Consider the following 17,135-nt stretch of genomic DNA (forward strand, 5'->3'; position numbering starts at 1 on the left):
CTGCGTCCGGCTGCGCAGCAGTCGTAAAATCGGCACAGGCGGTATTTCAGATAGACCGCGTCAGCAGGATTTACGACTGCCTCGCAGCCGGACGCAGCCTCGCGCTGCTCGTCAGCTGCTTCAGAGGGTTATTTGGGGTAAAGGGGAGGCAGGCCGCTATCACCCACCGGGTCCTGGATCCGTTCGGCAATCGGGATGGCCTTGATCGCGCGCCACAGTTCTTCGCCTTGCCAGTGCTGGCCGGTTTCGCTGTAGAGCGCACCGTTCAAGCCGTCCAGCGCATCGGACAAGGGCACGAAACGGGCGGCCATGTCGGCCAGGGTTTCCGGTTGTTGCCGCGCCCAGGCGTCGAGCGCCTGGCGGGTGGCGTGTGGATCGTTCGCCAGGCAGGCGCGCTTGAGGTCATCCAGTACGGTGCGCGGGCTTGGGCCGGTCTGCGTGGCACGCAGGATCGCCGGTTGCCAGCGCGCTCGCCACCAGAGGCCGAAGCCGAGCAGGGTGGTGCAGGCCAGGATCAGCGTGCTGAGTTTCCAGCGCCACAGGGTTTCGCTGTCCGCGGCGGAACCGACCTGAGGCATCCCGGTTGGTGTATCGACCTGCATGCTCGGATTATTCGCGACCTGCAGGGTGCGCGCCGGCAGGCTGCTGCGTTCCAGATGATCTTCGAAGGTGTTCCACCAGACCACGTCCACCGCCGGCAACTCGATGGCACCGCTGCGCGCAGGCACCAGGGCCTCACGGTCTTCACGACTGCCGATCAGGCCGCGTTCGCTGTTCTGGTTGCCCAGTACCGGTTGATCCGGGTAGCGCCGCAAGCCGTTGACGTCGGTGGCCGGCAGCGGTGGCAGTTGCGAACTGGCCAGGCCTTCAACCTTGAGGATCAGGCTGCGGGTCAGCGAGTCGCCGACCTGCGCGTGGTCCGGTTCCGGATTCCAGCTTTCGCTCAGGGTTACGCTGCGGGCCGGCAACCAGGGCAGATCGGCAGGGTAGGTGATCGGTTTGGCCTTGACCGTCAGCAACATTTGCGTGGAGCTGACGCGCATCAGCTTGCCGGATTTCGGCACTTGGGCGGCGGCGTCCTGCGCCGGCTGGGTGTCGACCAGTGTGGCGCTGAAGATCTGCGCCGGAATCGCCAATTCGCCACTGTGTTGCGGATAAATCGCGTAGCGCATTTCGATCACGCCATGGCGCAGACCGTTGATGACTTTCTCGTAGGTACGCGACTCGCCCAGCGGTTCGATGCGCGCATCGGGCACCTGCAACGGGGTCAGGCTGCTGTCGTCGTACAGCGACACCGAATGGTAGATGCGCAAAGTCAGGATCGCCTGGGCCTGCACGTACACACTGCTCTGGTCGAGGCTGGCGTCGATGAACACCGGGGCGAGTTTGGTCGCGGTGTTCTGGTCTTCGCTCTCGACCACTTGCAGCGTGATCGACTGGCTCTGCGCCTCGCCCAGTTGCAACGGCGGAATGGTCACGCTGCCGTTTTCCTTGGGCAGCAAGGTAATGATCCAGCGCGTGGTCGCGCGGTTGTCGCCACTGAGGGTGTTCAACTGGTTGACCTGTCGGGTGCCGCGCACTTCGAACAGCGGCTCCAGCGGGTTCAGGTCCGGCTTGCCGAACTGGGTGACGTCGCTGGATTCAAGGGTCAGCTCGACCGTCTCGCCGGAGTTCAGGCGACTGCGATCAACGCTGGCAACCAGCCCCTCTGCCTGTGCCTGAACGGCACAGCACAGCAGGGCGAGCATGAAGAGGGTGAAGCGGGTCATCGAGTTTTTCCCTGATCCTGATGTTGTTGCTGTTCGTACCAGAATTTGCGCCGGAGCAGTTCACCCGGATCATCCGGGATCTTGCGCAACCATTGCTCCAGTGCTTGAAGCTGTTCGCCTTCGATCGTGTCGCTGGTCGGGCGCGGTGGCGGCCGGGTGCTTTGCTCGTCGCCCAACTCGCTGCCCGGCACTTCATTGGCGCCCGGTTTCGGTGGCGAGGTGGCCTGTTGTTCGGCGTCCGGTGTGGTCTGTTGGACGCCGGTCTGCGGTTCACCTTCGCTCGTCGGTTGCGTGGCTGCGCCGGGCTGCGATTCTTGCGCGGCGGACGGTGCCTTGTTGTCGTCAGGCGTTTGGGGCTCTACCGGCGGCGGGGTGTTTTTCTGTTTGAGCAGACTCTCCACCAACGCTTTGTTGGTCAGGGCCGGGCGCAGATCCGGTTGCAATTCCAGCGCCTGTTCGTACGCATCCAGCGCAGCTTCCAGCTCACCGCTTTTGGCCAGGGCATTGCCTCGATTGTAGTGGGCGTGGGCGTCACTGCCTTGGGCAAACCGCTGGGCGGCGCCACTGTAGTCGCCGGCTTCATACAGCGCCACGCCTTGCCATTGCGGGTCCTGGAAATACTGCGCAGCCCTGGCCGGATGGTCTTGCCTGAGCAAGTGCAGGCCCCGTTGATCGGGGCGCAGCCACAAGTCTTCGAAGTCGAAGGCATAACTCGGTTGTGGCAGCGCCAACAGCAACGGCAGGCAGAACAGCCAGCCGCGCCGCCCGGCACACGCCGCCAGCAGCAACAGCGGCAGCAACAGCCAGTAACCCTGGTCGGCCCAGGTATCGAGACGCAACAGTTGTCCGTCATCGCGTAGCATGTGCGGGCCATCCAGCAGGCCCAGCGCACGCAGGTCGGCCTCGTCCAGTTGCGCCTGGCGATAGCGTCCGCCGAGATCATGGGCAAAAGCTTTAAGGCTTGAGTTGTCCAGGCGCGGCACCAGAATGGCGCCCTCGCTGTCCTTGAGGAAGCTGCCATCCTCCTGAGCCACCGGCGCCCCCTCGGCGGTGCCGATGCCCAGCATCAGGAATTCGGTTGAGTGACCGTCCAGAGCCTTATGGATGCCTTCGCGTTCCTGTTCGGTCAGGGTTGAACCGATCAGCAGGATCCGGCCATCGCCCAGGGCGCCCTGGCTCAGCAACGCAAGGGCCTTGCTCACCGCGAGGTCTGCGCGATGGCCGGCCTCTGGCATCAGCGACGGTTTCAGCGCATCCAGCAGGTTGCGGCTGGTCGACAGGTCATCCGACAGCGGCACCAACGTGTGAGCGCTGCCGGCGTAGACGACGATGGCCGTCTGGGCGTCGCTGCGCACCTCAAGCAGATCAAGGAGCTTGCGCCGCGCCTGCTCCAACCGGTTCGGTGTCACGTCGGTGGCGAGCATTTCCGGGGTCAGTTCAAGCACCACCACCAGCGGGTCGGCGGGCTTCTGACTGTTTTGTTCGACCCGTTGCCAACTCGGGCCGAGCAGCGCCAGCACGGTCAACACCCAGGCCAGGCCAAGCACGACCCACGGCAGTTTGCTGTCGCGTCCGTTGCCGCCGCTGAGCAGTGCGGCGTGAAAGGCCGGCGGCAGAATCATCTGCCAGCGCCCGGCACGCTTTTGCCGGTGCCAGAGTTGCCACAGCAGCCAGCCGAGTACCGGCAACAGCAAGAGCCACCACGGACGGAACCAGAACGGCCAGAGCGCGCTCATCGGCGTCTCCGCAGGCGCAGGCGTTTGAGGCGCTGGCGCCAGTCAGGCAGGGGCGATTGCAAGAACAGATCCTTGGTGAACAGGCGTTGCAACGGGTTGTGTGGCCAGCGCTCGCGCACCACTAACAGCATGCTCAGCAGCAGCGCCATGGCCAGCGGCCAGTGATACAACGCCTGCGCCGGGCGGGCCTGGGTCGGTTGTTGCGTTACGGGCTCGAGTTGGTCGAGGGTGTCCTTGATAATCTGCAGTTCGTTGCCGTCATGGGCGCGGAAGTACTGACCGCCAGTGGCTTCGGCGATGGCTTTCAGGGCCGGCTCATCGAGGTCCAGGCTCGGGTTCACGCCCAAAAAGCCCAGCGTGCCGCTTTCTTCCGGGTTGGCGCCAATGCCGATGGGGTAGATTTTTACCCCTTCGCTGGCCGCCAGTCGAGCGGCGGTCAATGGGTCGATTTCACCGCCGTTGTTGGCGCCGTCCGTCACTAGAATCAACACGCGGCTCTGTGCCGGGCGCAGGCGCAGGCGTTTAAGGGCCAGGCCGATGGCATCGCCGATGGCGGTGTTCTTGCCGGCGATGCCGATCCGCGCTTCGTCGAGCCACACGCGCACGGTGTGTCGGTCAAAGGTCAGCGGCGCTTGCAGATAGGCCTGGCTGCCGAACAGGATCAGGCCGACCCGATCGCCATCGCGGCTTTCGAGGAAATCACCGAGCAAATGCTGCACCAGGCTCAAGCGGCTGACGTCCTCGTCCTGCCACTGCATGTCGGGGAAATCCATCGAGCCGGACACGTCCACCGCCACCAGCAAGTCGCGGCCACTGGCGGCAATCGGCAGCGGCTCACCCAGCCATTGCGGACGTGCGGCGGCGATCAGCAGCAACAGCCACAGCAGCATGAACGGTGCCTGCTGACGCCAGGCCGGCAGGTTCGCCCGGGCGCGGCGGCGGGCCAGGCCTTCGAGGTCATTGAGGAAGCTGACTTTGAGGGCCGGCTCGCCGCTGTCGGCCACTGGCAGCAAGACGCGCATCAGCCACGGCAAGGGCAGCAAGGCAAAGATCCACGGCCAGGCGAACTCAAACATGTTTGCGAATCCAGGTGTCGACGGCTTGGGTCAGGCCGGCAATGGCCTTGTCGTCGAGTTTGCATTCGGGTTTGTAGGCGCCTTCCACCAGCACCATCCAGCGGGTCAGACCGGCCGCCGGGCAGCGGTTGTCGAGAAAGGCCAGCCATTTGCGCCCGTTGAGGGTGTGGCTCTGGCTGTAGGGGTAGTGGTTGCGGCACAGGCGTTTGAGCAAGCCATTGAGCTGCTGCAGCCAGGCACCGGCCGGCGCGCCGTCGTAGGGCTTGGGCATTTGCGCCAGTTCGGCCAGCGCGGCGAGACGCACCGGGTCCAGCGGTTGTTCGGCGCGAACGATGGGACGTTTGCGCACGACCAAGTGGCGCATCCGCCACAGACCAAATCCGATCAGCGGCAGCACTGACAGCAACAGCCACCAGCCCGGCGCGGGCGGCCAGAATTCGATGGGCGGCGGGCTAATCAGCGGTTGCAGTTGATCGAGGCTGCTCATCGACCTTTCCCCGGTTTCTGTGGGTTCAGAAATTCGCGCAGTTGTTCGACCATCTCGCTCTGGGTGCTCAACGGCATCAGCAACACGCGCAGCTTCTGGGCGAGCAATTCCCAGCGGGCGATGCGTGCTTCGGCCTGGGCGCGATAGGTCTGGCGCAGGTCGAAATTCAGGGTGTCGAGTTCCAGTTGCGCGCCGCGTTCGGCGAATCGCAGCAAACCGGCGGCGGGCAGGGCGTGATCCAGCGGATCGGAGAGGGGTAGCAGCAACAGGTCGCAATGGCGCGACAGCAGGCTCAGTTGTTGCTCCGAACCCTCGGTCAAGGCGCGCTCGTCGCAGATCACGATCACCAGGCTGCCGGGGCGCAACACTTCCCGCGCCCGACGCAGGGCCAGGTTGAGGGAGTCGCGGTTCTGCTCGGTTTCGGTGTGCAGCGATTGATTGACCCGCACCAGCCGGTTGAGCAATTGCAGGAGGCTCTGTTTGCTGCGCCGCGGCTTGATTTCGTAATGCTCGTTGTCACCGAACACCAACCCGCCCACCCGGTCGTTATGACCCAGCGCGGCCCAGCCAATCAGGCTGGCAGCCTGAGCGGCGAGCACCGATTTGAACATCAGGCCCGAACCGAAAAACAACCGGCAACTTTGCTCGACCATGATGAAAATCGGCCGTTCGCGTTCTTCATGGAACAGTTTGGTGTGGGGCTCCTGGGTGCGCGCAGTCACGCGCCAGTCGATGGTGCGCACATCGTCGCCGGCCTGATACACCCGCACCTGGTCGAAGTCCACCCCGCGCCCGCGAAATTTCGAGTGGTGCAGGCCGATCAGCGGGCTGCGCTGGCTCGGCGTGGAAAATAACTGCACTTCCCGCACGCGATGGCGCATGTCGATCAGCTCGGCGAGGCTGACACGGATGCCCGGCTCGGGCGGCAGTAGGGCGTTCATCGGGGTCAAGCGACGGCTACGACGTCGAGAATCCGCTGGACCACCCGGTCCTGGTCGATACCAGCAGCTTCGGCTTCAAAGGACAGAATGATGCGATGGCGCAGCACGTCAAACAACACGGCCTGGATGTCTTCCGGGCTGACGAAGTCGCGGCCGGCCAGCCAGGCATGCGCGCGGGCGCAGCGGTCGAGGGCAATAGACCCGCGAGGGCTGGCGCCGTAGGCAATCCAGTCGGCCATTTCCGGGTCGAACTTGCCCGGGTTGCGCGTGGCCATGACCAGTTGCACCAGGTATTCCTCCACGGCGTCGGCCATGTACAAACCGAGGATTTCCTTGCGTGCGGCGAAGATTGCCTGCTGGCTGACCCGGCGTTCCGGCTTGGTTTCGCCGTTCAGGGCTTCGCCACGGGCTTGCTGGAGGATCTTGCGTTCAACCGCGGCGTCCGGGAAACCGATTTTCACATGCATCAGGAAACGGTCGAGCTGCGCTTCGGGCAGCGGGTAGGTGCCTTCCTGCTCAATCGGGTTTTGCGTGGCCATTACCAGAAACAGCGGCGACAGTTCATAAGTGCTGCGCCCGACGCTGACCTGACGCTCGGCCATGGCTTCGAGCAGCGCCGATTGAACCTTGGCCGGGGCACGGTTGATTTCGTCCGCCAGCACCAGGTTGTGGAAAATGGGACCTTGCTGGAAGACAAAGCTGCCGGTTTCCGGGCGATAGATTTCGGTACCGGTAATGTCGGCAGGCAACAGGTCGGGGGTGAACTGGATGCGGTGGAACTGCGCTTCGATGCCTTCGGCAAGTTCTTTGATGGCCTTGGTCTTGGCCAGGCCCGGGGCGCCCTCGACCAGCATGTGGCCGTCGGCAAGCAACGCGATGAGCAAACGCTCGATGAGTTTTTCCTGGCCGAGAATCTGCGTTGAAAGAAAGGTTCGCAGCGCGAGCAGCGCTTCACGATGTTCCATCGATGACTGTTCCTGGAGAAGGTGGCCGAAGTCGTTCGAATAACGCTTGGGCTGGGGGCGTTACTTTAATCCATCGCGGGGGGCGGGGACTAACGGCATTTTGTGCAAAGTGCGGGAAATGGTTGGCGAAATTGTTGGATTTTTGTAGCAGGGGAGCGTTGAGGTGGCAGTTCTGGCCTCATCGCTGGCAAGCCAGCTCCCACAGGTTTCAGCGTTGAGCATGCGATTTGTGCAACACATCGACCACCGTGGGCGCTGACTTGCCAGCGATGAGACCCATCCAGACGCTATCAAACTTCGTTAATGAAGGTCCCGGTCCCGTCGAGGATGTTCTTCAGGGTCTCTACAACCTCATCCATATCCACCATATCCGGGTTGAAAGTGATCTCCAGCACATCGTTCCCGTTCAATGCATCGGCATCCGCCGCCGCAATCTCGATCTTCAACAGATTCGAACTCAGGGTGACTTTCACCCCATCCAGGGTCGAAGGCTCGCCATCCAGGGTGATTTCCAGTTCGTCCTCGTCCGGGTAGCGACTCATCAGGAACATGTCGCCCTCCTCACTGTGGCAGCAGAGCATGGCCATGTTGTCTTCCTCGTCATCGCAAGGGTTCACAATCAAGAGGGCGGTGGTCATTTGCATGGGAAATTCCTGGCTCGACGAGCGTGGTGAAGACGCATAAAGCGCAATTCTGCCAGCCCAACGGAATTTCTGCTCGGCTGAGTGTCAGAGCAGGGGCGTGGACACTTGGAGTGTTACTGGTCATTTCTGGTACGCAGGTGCCGGAAAACCGGGGATAAAACGCCCGTTTTTGCCCACGGCTGCTAGTGTTGTTCGAGGCGTGTGCCGCCAGTTGCGTACCGATGACCGAATATGTCGCAGCACCGCAAGCACGGGCCTCGCCGCACTCGTTAAGCTGCGCAACGGATGAGCACCTGTAAAGACATTGCGCTGTTCGCAGCCCAGTCGGTTTTGCAGATGCCCATTCATGGAAGGTGAATGTGACCTGAGTGTCTCGTCCAGCTTCACCCACCTGTCCCCTGTTTCCTCTGCCCGAGAATCAGGAACAGGGTGACGGATCGCCCCGAAAGGGGTTTTGCACGCGACGCTTCCATCAATAACAAGCCCAAGCGGAGTACCACAGATGGCGTTCTTCACCGCAGCCAGCAAAGCCGACTTCCAGCACCAACTGCAAGCGGCACTGGCACAGCACATCAGTGAACAGGCACTGCCACAAGTGGCGCTGTTCGCTGAACAATTCTTCGGCATCATTTCCCTGGACGAGCTGACCCAGCGTCGGTTGTCCGACCTCGCCGGCTGCACCCTTTCTGCGTGGCGCCTGCTTGAGCGCTTCGATCACGCGCAACCGCAAGTGCGCGTCTACAACCCCGACTACGAACGCCACGGCTGGCAGTCGACCCACACCGCGGTCGAAGTGCTGCACCACGACCTGCCATTCCTGGTGGACTCGGTGCGTACCGAGCTGAACCGTCGCGGCTACAGCATTCATACCCTGCAAACCACTGTGCTGAGCGTGCGTCGCGGCAGCAAGGGCGAGTTGCTGGAAATCCTGCCCAAAGGCACCCAGGGCGAAGGCATTCTTCAAGAATCGCTGATGTACCTGGAAATCGACCGTTGCGCCAACACCGCCGAGCTCAATGTCCTGAGCAAAGAGCTGGAGCAGGTACTCGGTGAAGTCCGCGTCGCCGTCGCCGATTTCGAACCGATGAAAGCCAAGGTCCAGGAAATCCTCACCGGTCTGGACAACAGCCAGTACGCGGTCGACCCTGAAGAAAAAGGCGAAATCAAAAGCTTCCTGGAATGGCTGGTGGGCAACCACTTCACGTTCCTCGGCTACGAAGAGTTCGTGGTGCGCGATGAAGCCGACGGCGGCCACATCGTCTACGACCAGGATTCCTTCCTCGGCCTGACCAAACTGCTGCGTACCGGCCTGACCTACGATGACCTGCGCATCGAAGACTACGCCGTGAACTACCTGCGCGAACCGACCCTGCTGTCGTTCGCCAAGGCTGCGCACCCAAGCCGTGTACACCGTCCGGCTTACCCGGATTACGTGTCGATCCGTGAAATCGATGCTGACGGCAACGTCATCAAGGAATGCCGTTTCATGGGCCTGTACACCTCCTCGGTGTACGGCGAGAGCGTGCGGGTCATCCCGTACATCCGTCGCAAGGTCGAAGAAATCGAACGCCGTTCCGGCTTCCAGGCCAAGGCTCACCTGGGCAAGGAACTGGCGCAGGTGGTTGAAGTGCTGCCGCGCGATGACCTGTTCCAGACCCCGGTCGACGAACTGTTCAGCACCGTGATGTCGATCGTGCAGATCCAGGAACGCAACAAGATTCGTGTGTTCCTGCGCAAAGACCCGTACGGCCGTTTCTGCTACTGCCTGGCTTACGTGCCACGGGACATTTACTCCACCGAAGTGCGCCAGAAGATCCAGCAAGTGCTGATGGATCGCCTGAAAGCCTCGGATTGCGAGTTCTGGACGTTCTTCTCCGAATCCGTGCTGGCCCGCGTGCAACTGATCCTGCGCGTCGACCCGAAGAACCGCCTCGACATCGACCCGGTTCTGCTGGAAAAAGAAGTGGTGCAAGCTTGCCGCAGCTGGCAGGACGACTACGCGAGCCTGGTAGTTGAAAGTTTCGGCGAAGCCCATGGCACCAACGTGCTGGCCGACTTCCCGAAAGGCTTCCCGGCCGGTTACCGCGAGCGTTTCGCCGCCCACTCGGCTGTGGTCGACATGCAACACCTGCTGAGCCTGAACGAAAAAAATCCTCTGGTGATGAGCTTCTATCAGCCACTGGGTCAGGTGTCCGGCCAGCGCATGCTGCACTGCAAGCTGTATCACGCCGACACGCCGCTGGCGCTGTCCGACGTGTTGCCGATCCTGGAGAACCTCGGCCTGCGCGTGCTGGGTGAATTCCCGTATCGCCTGCGTCACACCAATGGTCGCGAGTTCTGGATTCACGATTTCGCGTTCACCGCCGCCGAAGGCCTGGAACTCGACATCCAGCAACTCAACGACACGCTGCAGGACGCCTTCGTCCACATCGTGCGTGGCGATGCCGAGAACGATGCGTTCAACCGCCTGGTGCTGACCGCCGGCCTGCCGTGGCGCGATGTGGCGCTGCTGCGTGCTTACGCTCGCTACATGAAGCAGATCCGTCTGGGCTTCGACCTGGGTTACATCGCCAGCACCCTGAACAACCACACCGACATCGCTCGCGAGTTGACCCGGTTGTTCAAGACCCGCTTCTACCTGGCGCGCAAGCTGTCGGGCGATGATCTGGAAGACAAGCAGCAACGCCTGGAACACGCGATCATTGCCGCTCTGGACGAAGTCCAGGTGCTGAACGAAGACCGCATCCTGCGTCGCTACCTGGACCTGATCAAGGCCACCCTGCGCACCAACTTCTACCAGACTGATGCCAACGGCAAGAACAAGTCGTACTTCAGCTTCAAGTTCAACCCGCACCAGATTCCAGAGCTGCCGAAGCCGGTACCGAAGTTCGAAATCTTCGTTTACTCGCCTCGTGTCGAGGGCGTGCACCTGCGCTTCGGCAACGTTGCTCGTGGCGGTCTGCGCTGGTCCGACCGTGAAGAAGACTACCGCACCGAAGTCCTGGGCCTGGTAAAAGCCCAGCAAGTGAAGAACTCGGTCATCGTGCCCGTGGGCGCGAAGGGCGGCTTCCTGCCGCGTCGCCTGCCACTGGGCGGCAACCGTGACGAGATCGCGGCCGAGGGCATCGCCTGCTACCGCATCTTCATTTCGGGCCTGCTGGACATCACCGACAACCTGAAAGACGGCGCGCTGGTGCCGCCGGCCAACGTCGTGCGTCATGACGACGATGACCCGTACCTGGTGGTGGCCGCGGACAAGGGCACTGCGACCTTCTCCGACATCGCCAACGGCATCGCCATCGACTACGGCTTCTGGCTGGGTGACGCGTTCGCTTCCGGCGGTTCCGCCGGTTACGACCACAAGAAGATGGGCATCACCGCCAAAGGCGCATGGGTCGGCGTTCAACGTCACTTCCGCGAACGCGGCATCAATGTCCAGAAAGACAACATCACCGTGGTCGGCGTCGGCGACATGGCCGGCGACGTATTCGGCAACGGCCTGTTGATGTCCGAGACGCTGCAACTGGTGGCTGCGTTCAACCACCTGCACATCTTCATCGACCCGAACCCGGAGCCGGCAAACAGCTTTGCCGAGCGTCAGCGCCTGTTCGACCTGCCGCGTTCGGCCTGGTCGGATTACGACACCAGCATCATGTCCGAAGGCGGCGGGATCTTCTCCCGTAGCGCGAAAAGCATCGCGATTTCCCCGCAGATGAAAGAGCGCTTCGACATTCACGCTGACAAGCTGACCCCGACCGAGCTGCTCAATGCCTTGCTCAAGGCACCGGTAGACCTGTTGTGGAACGGCGGCATCGGGACCTACGTCAAAGCCAGCAGCGAAAGCCACGCCGATGTCGGCGACAAGGCCAACGATGCACTGCGCGTGAACGGCAACGAACTGCGCTGCAAAGTCGTGGGCGAGGGCGGTAACCTCGGGATGACCCAACTGGGTCGTGTCGAATTCGGTCTCAATGGCGGCGGTTCCAACACTGACTTCATCGACAACGCCGGTGGCGTGGATTGCTCCGACCACGAAGTCAACATCAAGATCCTGCTGAACGAAGTGGTTCAGGCGGGCGACATGACCGACAAGCAACGTAACCAGTTGCTGGCGAGCATGACCGACGAAGTCGGCAGCCTGGTGCTGGGCAACAACTACAAGCAGACTCAGGCTCTGTCCCTGGCTGCGCGTCGTGCCTTGCCGCGTATCGCTGAATACAAGCGTCTGATGAACGATCTGGAAGGCCGCGGCAAGCTGGATCGCGCCATCGAGTTCCTGCCGAACGAAGAAGCGATCAACGAGCGCGTTTCAGAAGGCCACGGCCTGACCCGCGCCGAGCTGTCGGTACTGATCTCCTACAGCAAGATCGACCTCAAGGAGGCGCTGCTCAACTCCCTGGTACCGGATGACGACTACCTGACCCGCGACATGGAAACCGCTTTCCCGCCGACCCTGGTGAGCAAGTTCTCCGAAGCCATGCGCCGTCACCGTCTGAAGCGCGAAATCGTCAGCACCCAGATCGCCAACGACCTGGTCAACCACATGGGCATCACCTTCGTTCAACGACTCAAAGAGTCGACCGGCATGAGCCCGGCGAATGTTGCGGGTGCCTATGTAATAGTTCGGGATATCTTCCACCTCCCGCACTGGTTCCGGCAGATAGAAGCCCTGGACTACCAGGTTTCCGCTGACGTGCAACTGGAGCTGATGGACGAGCTGATGCGTCTGGGCCGTCGCGCCACGCGCTGGTTCCTGCGCAGCCGTCGTAACGAGCAGAACGCCGCTCGTGATGTTGCGCACTTCGGTCCACATCTGGCAGCGCTGGGCCTCAAGCTCGACGAACTGCTGGAAGGCCCGACCCGCGAAGGCTGGCAGACCCGCTATCAGGCTTACGTCGCCGCTGGCGTACCTGAGCTGCTGGCGCGCATGGTTGCAGGCACTACTCACCTGTACACCTTGCTGCCAATCATCGAAGCGTCGGACGTGACCGGCCAGAACGCAGCAGACGTGGCGAAGGCTTACTTCGCCGTCGGCAGCGCGCTGGACATCACCTGGTACCTGCAACAGATCAGCGCTCTGCCGGTTGAAAACAACTGGCAGGCCCTGGCCCGTGAAGCGTTCCGTGATGACGTCGACTGGCAGCAACGTGCAATCACCATCTCCGTCCTGCAACAGGGCGACGGCACTCAGGACGTGGAAACCCGCCTGGCGCTGTGGATGGAAGCGCACGAAGGCATGATCGAACGCTGGCGCGCGATGCTGGTGGAAATCCGTGCCGCCAGCGGCACGGACTACGCCATGTACGCGGTGGCCAACCGTGAGTTGCTGGACCTGGCATTGAGCGGGCAAGCGGTGGTGACCACCACTGGTGCCGTCAGCGAAGAGCTGGAACCGGCGGCCTGATCAGGCGCTGAATGAAAAAAACCCGCATGGAGACATGCGGGTTTTTTTTTGCCTGATCGCGATGGGGTCATATGCCTTAATACAACTTCCGCCCCGAATTATTATCCAGCATCGATACTTTATCTGTCGGGCTGGTCAGTAAATTGCTGAGCGACTGGTCAAACTTCTGCAGCGCCCTGACTTGCACATTCTGTTGCTCATTAATATCCGCCACTATCTCCGAGCTCGGTTTAAAGTCCGCCCACAGAGGCGTCAGCGCTTTAGCGTCATGCCCTTGTGCAGTGCCAATATAGTTGAGATTAGCGTCGTAAAAGTCTGCACTGACATCCGCCGCTATATCCGAACTTCGCGAGGTCATCAACTGGCTGCGGCTGTCGACAATCGCGACCACGTCCGGTTTCGCCGCCTTGAGGCTCTGCATGTCCGGGTACACCGTGACCGAGCCGAACTGGCGCTGCAACGAGGCCTTGACCCAATCCACGGCCAGGTCGGGTTTAGAGGTGGCGACGTAGGCGTCATGAATCGGCTGCACCAGCAAACTCTGGCCGAAACCGGTGCCCGCGTTGGCCTGGTAGTCCTGGAGGTAGGCGCGATTGGTCTGGGTGTTATGGCTGTAGACGATGCCAAGCGACACATTATGGCCATTAGGAATGCTCGTGGCATTGCTGCGGCCAACAGGCGCGGTAAAGATGCCGTCCAGTGAAGAGACCGCACTTGGCGCGGTGGGGATCGAGCAGCCTGATAAAACAACGGTCATCGTCAAGGTACTGACAAGCGCAAGTTTCATGGTGTTACTCCAGTGAAACAACTTGAGTCGGGAAGTTTGAGTGCCGGTAGGGGCGGCGGTGATTCCAGACTAAACCTGTCTTCACGGAATTAAATAACCAATAAGCAGGCTTATCGTCAGTTCAATAGTTTTATTTGGTTTAAACAGGGTCGTTTGATTGCTTCAAGAAATAAAAAGGCCCGAAATCAAAGTTCGGGCCTTTTTATTTATGGTTGTACGTTCAGCCATCAGTTTTCCAGTGGGATCAACACTTTCTCGTCGGGCGACAACACCATGAACACCAGCAGTTTGGCGGGCTGGGTGGCGCTGGCGTTTTTCGAGACCAAATGTTCCGATCCTGCCGGCTCGTACCAGTATTGGCCGGCCTTGTAGGTGATCGCTTTTTCACCCTTCACCTGGGAGGTGATCGAGCCGGAAATGACATACGCCATGGCCGTGCCTTCATGCTTATGGGCAATCGAGGATTGGCCAGGCTTGTAGTCGACTTCAATCATCATGGCTTTTTTGCCAGGGACGTTTTTCAGCAATTGGTCCTGCAGCACCGTGACCTTTTCTGAAGGGCCTTCGTGGGCGAGCGCGGTGACTGAGGCGGTCAGGGCGAGGACAGCAAGCGGGGCAGCAAGGAAACACAAAGCTTTCATGGTTCAGTACCTGCGGTGGTTATCGTCAGCAACAACGATAGTCCGCAGGGTGGACCAATCAAACAGCCAATATTCGGGAAGGTGAGGGGACCAATCCAGCCCCCGAATTACGTATGCCTTGTAGCAGCTGTCGAGCAACGCGAGGCTGCGTTCGGCGGCTGCTACAGAGCGGCTACAGGGTGCTTTAGCGGATCGGGAAGCTGTTGAAATCCACGGCGTTCGCCAGTTGATTGTCAATCAGGCCGATGAAGCCCTGGACTTCCGGGCAGTTGAAATGCGAGTGCATCGCCGCTTCCGATTGCCAGCGCGCGCTGACGGTCCAGCGGTTGGTGTCCTCGGGGCAGCGGTCGACCATATAGGAGTCGCAGCCCGGTAGTTCGCGCAGGGTTTCGACAATCTTTTGCAGTTGCTTGCCCAGTTCATCCGAGCGGCCTGCGGCAGCCTGCACCTGTACGGTATTGATCACTTCGTGGGACATTGCTCACACTCCTGAATCAGGCCGGACGAATCCTGCTCATTGAGGGATAACGCTTATGCAGGATAGGCCTGCAACCCCGGACCACCAATAGCCAATCGCCCGGTAAAGGCGCAGACCAATCCGTCAGGCCACCTGCTGCAAAATGTCGCGCAGACGGTCCAGGGCGGTGTCGATGTCCAGCGTGTCAATGGCGCCAAAACCCAGCAAAAGCCCGTCCTGCGGCGCTTGCTGGAAGTAAAAGGCCTCGATCGAATAGAGCCCGACTTCGACCTTTTTCGCCAATTCAATCACCAGGGCCAGATCGATAGGCACTTTGCACATCACCACCATGTGGAACCCGGCCGTGGTCGGCACTGGCTCGAACCACGGCGACAGGTCGCCCGCCATGCGCGCCAGGATGCGTTCGCGACGCCCGGCATAGATCGTGTGGCAGCGCCGGATATGTTTGAGCAAGCAGCCTTCGGCGATGAATTTGGCCAGCGCCCATTGGGGCATGGTCGACGTGTGCAGGTCGGTGAGTTGTTTGGCGCGGATCACGGCTTCGAGAATCGCCGGCGGTAAAATCGCATAGCCGAGCCGCAACTCCGGCAGCAGGGTTTTCGAGAAGGTCCCGACGTAGGCGACGATCCCGCGCTCATCCATGCTTTGCAGCGAATCGGTAGGGCGGCCCTCGTAGCGAAATTCGCTGTCGTAATCGTCCTCGATGATGATCGCGCCCAGTTCATAAGCGCGCTCCAGCAGCGCCGCCCGGCGCTCCTGGCTCATCGGCAGGCCCAGCGGGAACTGATGGGACGGTGTGACGTAGATCAGCCGCGTACCAAGGGGGATTTTGTCCACCTGAATGCCTTCTGCGTCCACCGGTACGCCGATCACCGTGGCACCGTGCGAGCCAAACAACAGGCGCGCCGGCGGGTAACCGGGGTCCTCCATGGCGACGATGCTGCCGGGGCGCGTGATCACCCGGGAAATCAGGTCCAGCGCCTGTTGCGCGCCGTTGCACACCACCACGTCTTCGTCCTGGCAATTGACCCCGCGCGAGAACGCGATGTGCCGGGCGATGGCGTTGCGCAACGCCGGCAGGCCCTCGGGCAGGCTATAGAAGCCCTTGGAACCGGCAATCTGGCGCAAGGCATGGGAGGTGCAGCGGCGCCAGTCATCCTGCGGGAACTGGCCCTTGCTGGTGGCGCCACCAATGAAGTCATAACGCAACGAGCCTTCCAGCGTCGGATGCCGCAGGAATACGGGCAGCTGGCGCCAGGATTCGATGACCTCAAAACTCGCCAGTTCGGAATGGCTTTGTTTGCGGTCGATTTTCGAGGGGCGCGCATTCACGTAAGTGCCTTTGCCGATCACCCCGGTGAGGAAGTTTTCGTAGGTCAGTTGCGCGTAGGTGTCGGAAATGGTCTTGCGCGAAATCCCCAGCTGTTCGGCCAGCAAGCGGCTGGGCGGCAGCTGGGTCCCGGCGGCGAGGCGCCCGGATTCGATGGCGCTGCGCAACTGGTTGTACAACTGGCCCGTCAGGTCCTTGCGGCCGTTGATGACAACATGAAGTTCCATACCGGCGAGGCTCCTGCAGCGGTTGAGGCGCGTGTGCGTCGCGCCAGATTACCCGCATGCGCGGCCGTGCAGAAGTTGCGCAGGTGAAAAACCCGGGATTGGTCTGGCGCCGAGTGGTCCATGGTTATTTCGCCGAATTGGCTCTGTCACGTCGCGACCTCGACGACTACCGTGAAATTCACATCATCGCGTCACGAGGTCGCCCCATGAGTTCCCGCCTGGATTACTACAGCGCGTCGCCCAAAGCGATGAAAGCGATGATTGCCATGGAAGCCCTGACCAGCAACCTCAGTATTGAGCCCGCGTTGCTGCACCTGATCAAGATCCGCGCCTCGCAGCTCAACGGCTGCGCCTTTTGCACCGACATGCACTCGGTGGACGCCCGCCGCCTGGGTGAGACGGATCGGCGCCTGTATTCGATCGTCGTGTGGCGCGACAGCGGCTTTTTCAACCCTCGGGAACGGGCGGCGCTGGCCTGGACCGAAGCGGTGACGCTGCTCTCCGAAAGCCACGTGCCGGATGACGTTTTCGCGCTGGCGAGGGAGCAATTCAGCGAAGCGGAGCTGGTCGATTTAACGATTGCCGTGACCACCATCAACAGCTGGAATCGCCTGGCGGTGAGTTTTCGGCAAACCCCTGGCGGCTGAATC

13 protein-coding genes are annotated in these 17,135 nt (G+C 61.3%); 2 read left to right on the forward strand and 11 right to left on the reverse strand.

What is annotated here, in order from left to right; genetic code table 11:
* Positions 1-128 precede the first annotated feature (128 nt).
* From SB725_RS07320 to SB725_RS07350, 7 genes are all read right to left on the reverse strand, one after another.
* On the reverse strand, positions 129-1,769 hold the full coding sequence (locus SB725_RS07320; RefSeq protein WP_027923421.1) for a BatD family protein: 1,641 nt from the start codon (positions 1,767-1,769) through the stop codon (positions 129-131).
* Entirely contained in the window at positions 1,766-3,505 is a 1,740-nt protein-coding gene (locus SB725_RS07325) for a tetratricopeptide repeat protein (protein ID WP_410921481.1), read from the reverse strand. Before SB725_RS07325 ends, SB725_RS07320 begins: the two co-directional genes overlap by 4 nt.
* Positions 3,502-4,581 carry a vWA domain-containing protein gene (locus tag SB725_RS07330; RefSeq protein ID WP_027923423.1) on the reverse strand — a complete coding sequence of 360 codons (1,080 nt, stop codon included), beginning with the start codon at positions 4,579-4,581 and terminating at the stop codon, positions 3,502-3,504. The genes SB725_RS07325 and SB725_RS07330 overlap by 4 nt, the downstream gene beginning before the upstream one ends.
* Positions 4,574-5,068: a DUF4381 domain-containing protein gene (locus SB725_RS07335; RefSeq protein WP_027923424.1), complete on the reverse strand. Its 495-nt coding sequence runs from the start codon at positions 5,066-5,068 to the stop codon at positions 4,574-4,576. The genes SB725_RS07330 and SB725_RS07335 overlap by 8 nt, the downstream gene beginning before the upstream one ends.
* Entirely contained in the window at positions 5,065-6,009 is a 945-nt protein-coding gene (locus SB725_RS07340) for a DUF58 domain-containing protein (protein WP_027923425.1), read from the reverse strand. The genes SB725_RS07335 and SB725_RS07340 overlap by 4 nt, the downstream gene beginning before the upstream one ends.
* Positions 6,010-6,014: 5 nt before the next feature.
* Positions 6,015-6,974 (reverse strand): AAA family ATPase, encoded by a 960-nt coding sequence (locus tag SB725_RS07345; RefSeq protein WP_027923426.1) that lies wholly within the window; start codon positions 6,972-6,974, stop codon positions 6,015-6,017.
* Positions 6,975-7,264: 290 nt separating this feature from the next.
* Positions 7,265-7,618: a hypothetical protein gene (locus SB725_RS07350; protein ID WP_059180946.1), complete on the reverse strand. Its 354-nt coding sequence runs from the start codon at positions 7,616-7,618 to the stop codon at positions 7,265-7,267.
* 502 nt (positions 7,619-8,120) lie between these two features.
* On the opposite strand from SB725_RS07350, the gene SB725_RS07355 reads away from it, so the two are divergent.
* The gene (locus SB725_RS07355; protein WP_059180945.1) at positions 8,121-13,022 is read left to right on the forward strand and encodes an NAD-glutamate dehydrogenase; all 4,902 of its coding nucleotides are present in this window, start codon (positions 8,121-8,123) and stop codon (positions 13,020-13,022) included.
* Positions 13,023-13,098: 76 nt separating this feature from the next.
* On the opposite strand, the gene SB725_RS07360 is transcribed toward SB725_RS07355, so the two are convergent.
* From SB725_RS07360 to SB725_RS07375, 4 genes are all read right to left on the reverse strand, one after another.
* Positions 13,099-13,809, reverse strand: a complete 711-nt coding sequence (locus SB725_RS07360) for a hypothetical protein (protein WP_027923429.1) — start codon at positions 13,807-13,809, stop codon at positions 13,099-13,101.
* Between the two features lie 227 nt (positions 13,810-14,036).
* Positions 14,037-14,450 carry a cupin domain-containing protein gene (locus tag SB725_RS07365; RefSeq protein WP_410921482.1) on the reverse strand — a complete coding sequence of 138 codons (414 nt, stop codon included), beginning with the start codon at positions 14,448-14,450 and terminating at the stop codon, positions 14,037-14,039.
* A 184-nt stretch (positions 14,451-14,634) separates the two neighbouring features.
* Positions 14,635-14,928 carry an antibiotic biosynthesis monooxygenase family protein gene (locus SB725_RS07370; RefSeq protein WP_027923431.1) on the reverse strand — a complete coding sequence of 98 codons (294 nt, stop codon included), beginning with the start codon at positions 14,926-14,928 and terminating at the stop codon, positions 14,635-14,637.
* A gap of 123 nt (positions 14,929-15,051) precedes the next feature.
* Positions 15,052-16,485: a PLP-dependent aminotransferase family protein gene (locus SB725_RS07375; RefSeq protein WP_027923432.1), complete on the reverse strand. Its 1,434-nt coding sequence runs from the start codon at positions 16,483-16,485 to the stop codon at positions 15,052-15,054.
* A 206-nt stretch (positions 16,486-16,691) separates the two neighbouring features.
* Here SB725_RS07375 and SB725_RS07380 point away from each other — a divergent pair, with 206 nt between their 5' ends.
* Complete coding sequence (locus tag SB725_RS07380) at positions 16,692-17,132, forward strand: carboxymuconolactone decarboxylase family protein (RefSeq protein WP_027923433.1); 441 nt, start codon at positions 16,692-16,694, stop codon at positions 17,130-17,132.
* Positions 17,133-17,135: the final 3 nt, after the last annotated feature.

The sequence above is a fragment of the Pseudomonas sp. SIMBA_041 genome, from assembly GCF_046535095.1.
Lineage (GTDB): Bacteria > Pseudomonadota > Gammaproteobacteria > Pseudomonadales > Pseudomonadaceae > Aquipseudomonas > Aquipseudomonas mucoides.

Coding starts and splice junctions, on each gene's coding strand:
- SB725_RS07370 (WP_027923431.1), bottom strand. CDS start 14,928: ATGTCCCACGAAGTGATCAATACCGTACAGGTGCAGGCTGCCGCAGGC.
- SB725_RS07375 (WP_027923432.1), bottom strand. CDS start 16,485: ATGGAACTTCATGTTGTCATCAACGGCCGCAAGGACCTGACGGGCCAG.
- SB725_RS07380 (WP_027923433.1), top strand. CDS start 16,692: ATGAGTTCCCGCCTGGATTACTACAGCGCGTCGCCCAAAGCGATGAAA.
- SB725_RS07350 (WP_059180946.1), bottom strand. CDS start 7,618: ATGCAAATGACCACCGCCCTCTTGATTGTGAACCCTTGCGATGACGAG.
- SB725_RS07325 (WP_410921481.1), bottom strand. CDS start 3,505: ATGAGCGCGCTCTGGCCGTTCTGGTTCCGTCCGTGGTGGCTCTTGCTG.
- SB725_RS07320 (WP_027923421.1), bottom strand. CDS start 1,769: ATGACCCGCTTCACCCTCTTCATGCTCGCCCTGCTGTGCTGTGCCGTT.
- SB725_RS07365 (WP_410921482.1), bottom strand. CDS start 14,450: ATGAAAGCTTTGTGTTTCCTTGCTGCCCCGCTTGCTGTCCTCGCCCTG.
- SB725_RS07335 (WP_027923424.1), bottom strand. CDS start 5,068: ATGAGCAGCCTCGATCAACTGCAACCGCTGATTAGCCCGCCGCCCATC.
- SB725_RS07330 (WP_027923423.1), bottom strand. CDS start 4,581: ATGTTTGAGTTCGCCTGGCCGTGGATCTTTGCCTTGCTGCCCTTGCCG.
- SB725_RS07355 (WP_059180945.1), top strand. CDS start 8,121: ATGGCGTTCTTCACCGCAGCCAGCAAAGCCGACTTCCAGCACCAACTG.
- SB725_RS07345 (WP_027923426.1), bottom strand. CDS start 6,974: ATGGAACATCGTGAAGCGCTGCTCGCGCTGCGAACCTTTCTTTCAACG.
- SB725_RS07360 (WP_027923429.1), bottom strand. CDS start 13,809: ATGAAACTTGCGCTTGTCAGTACCTTGACGATGACCGTTGTTTTATCA.
- SB725_RS07340 (WP_027923425.1), bottom strand. CDS start 6,009: ATGAACGCCCTACTGCCGCCCGAGCCGGGCATCCGTGTCAGCCTCGCC.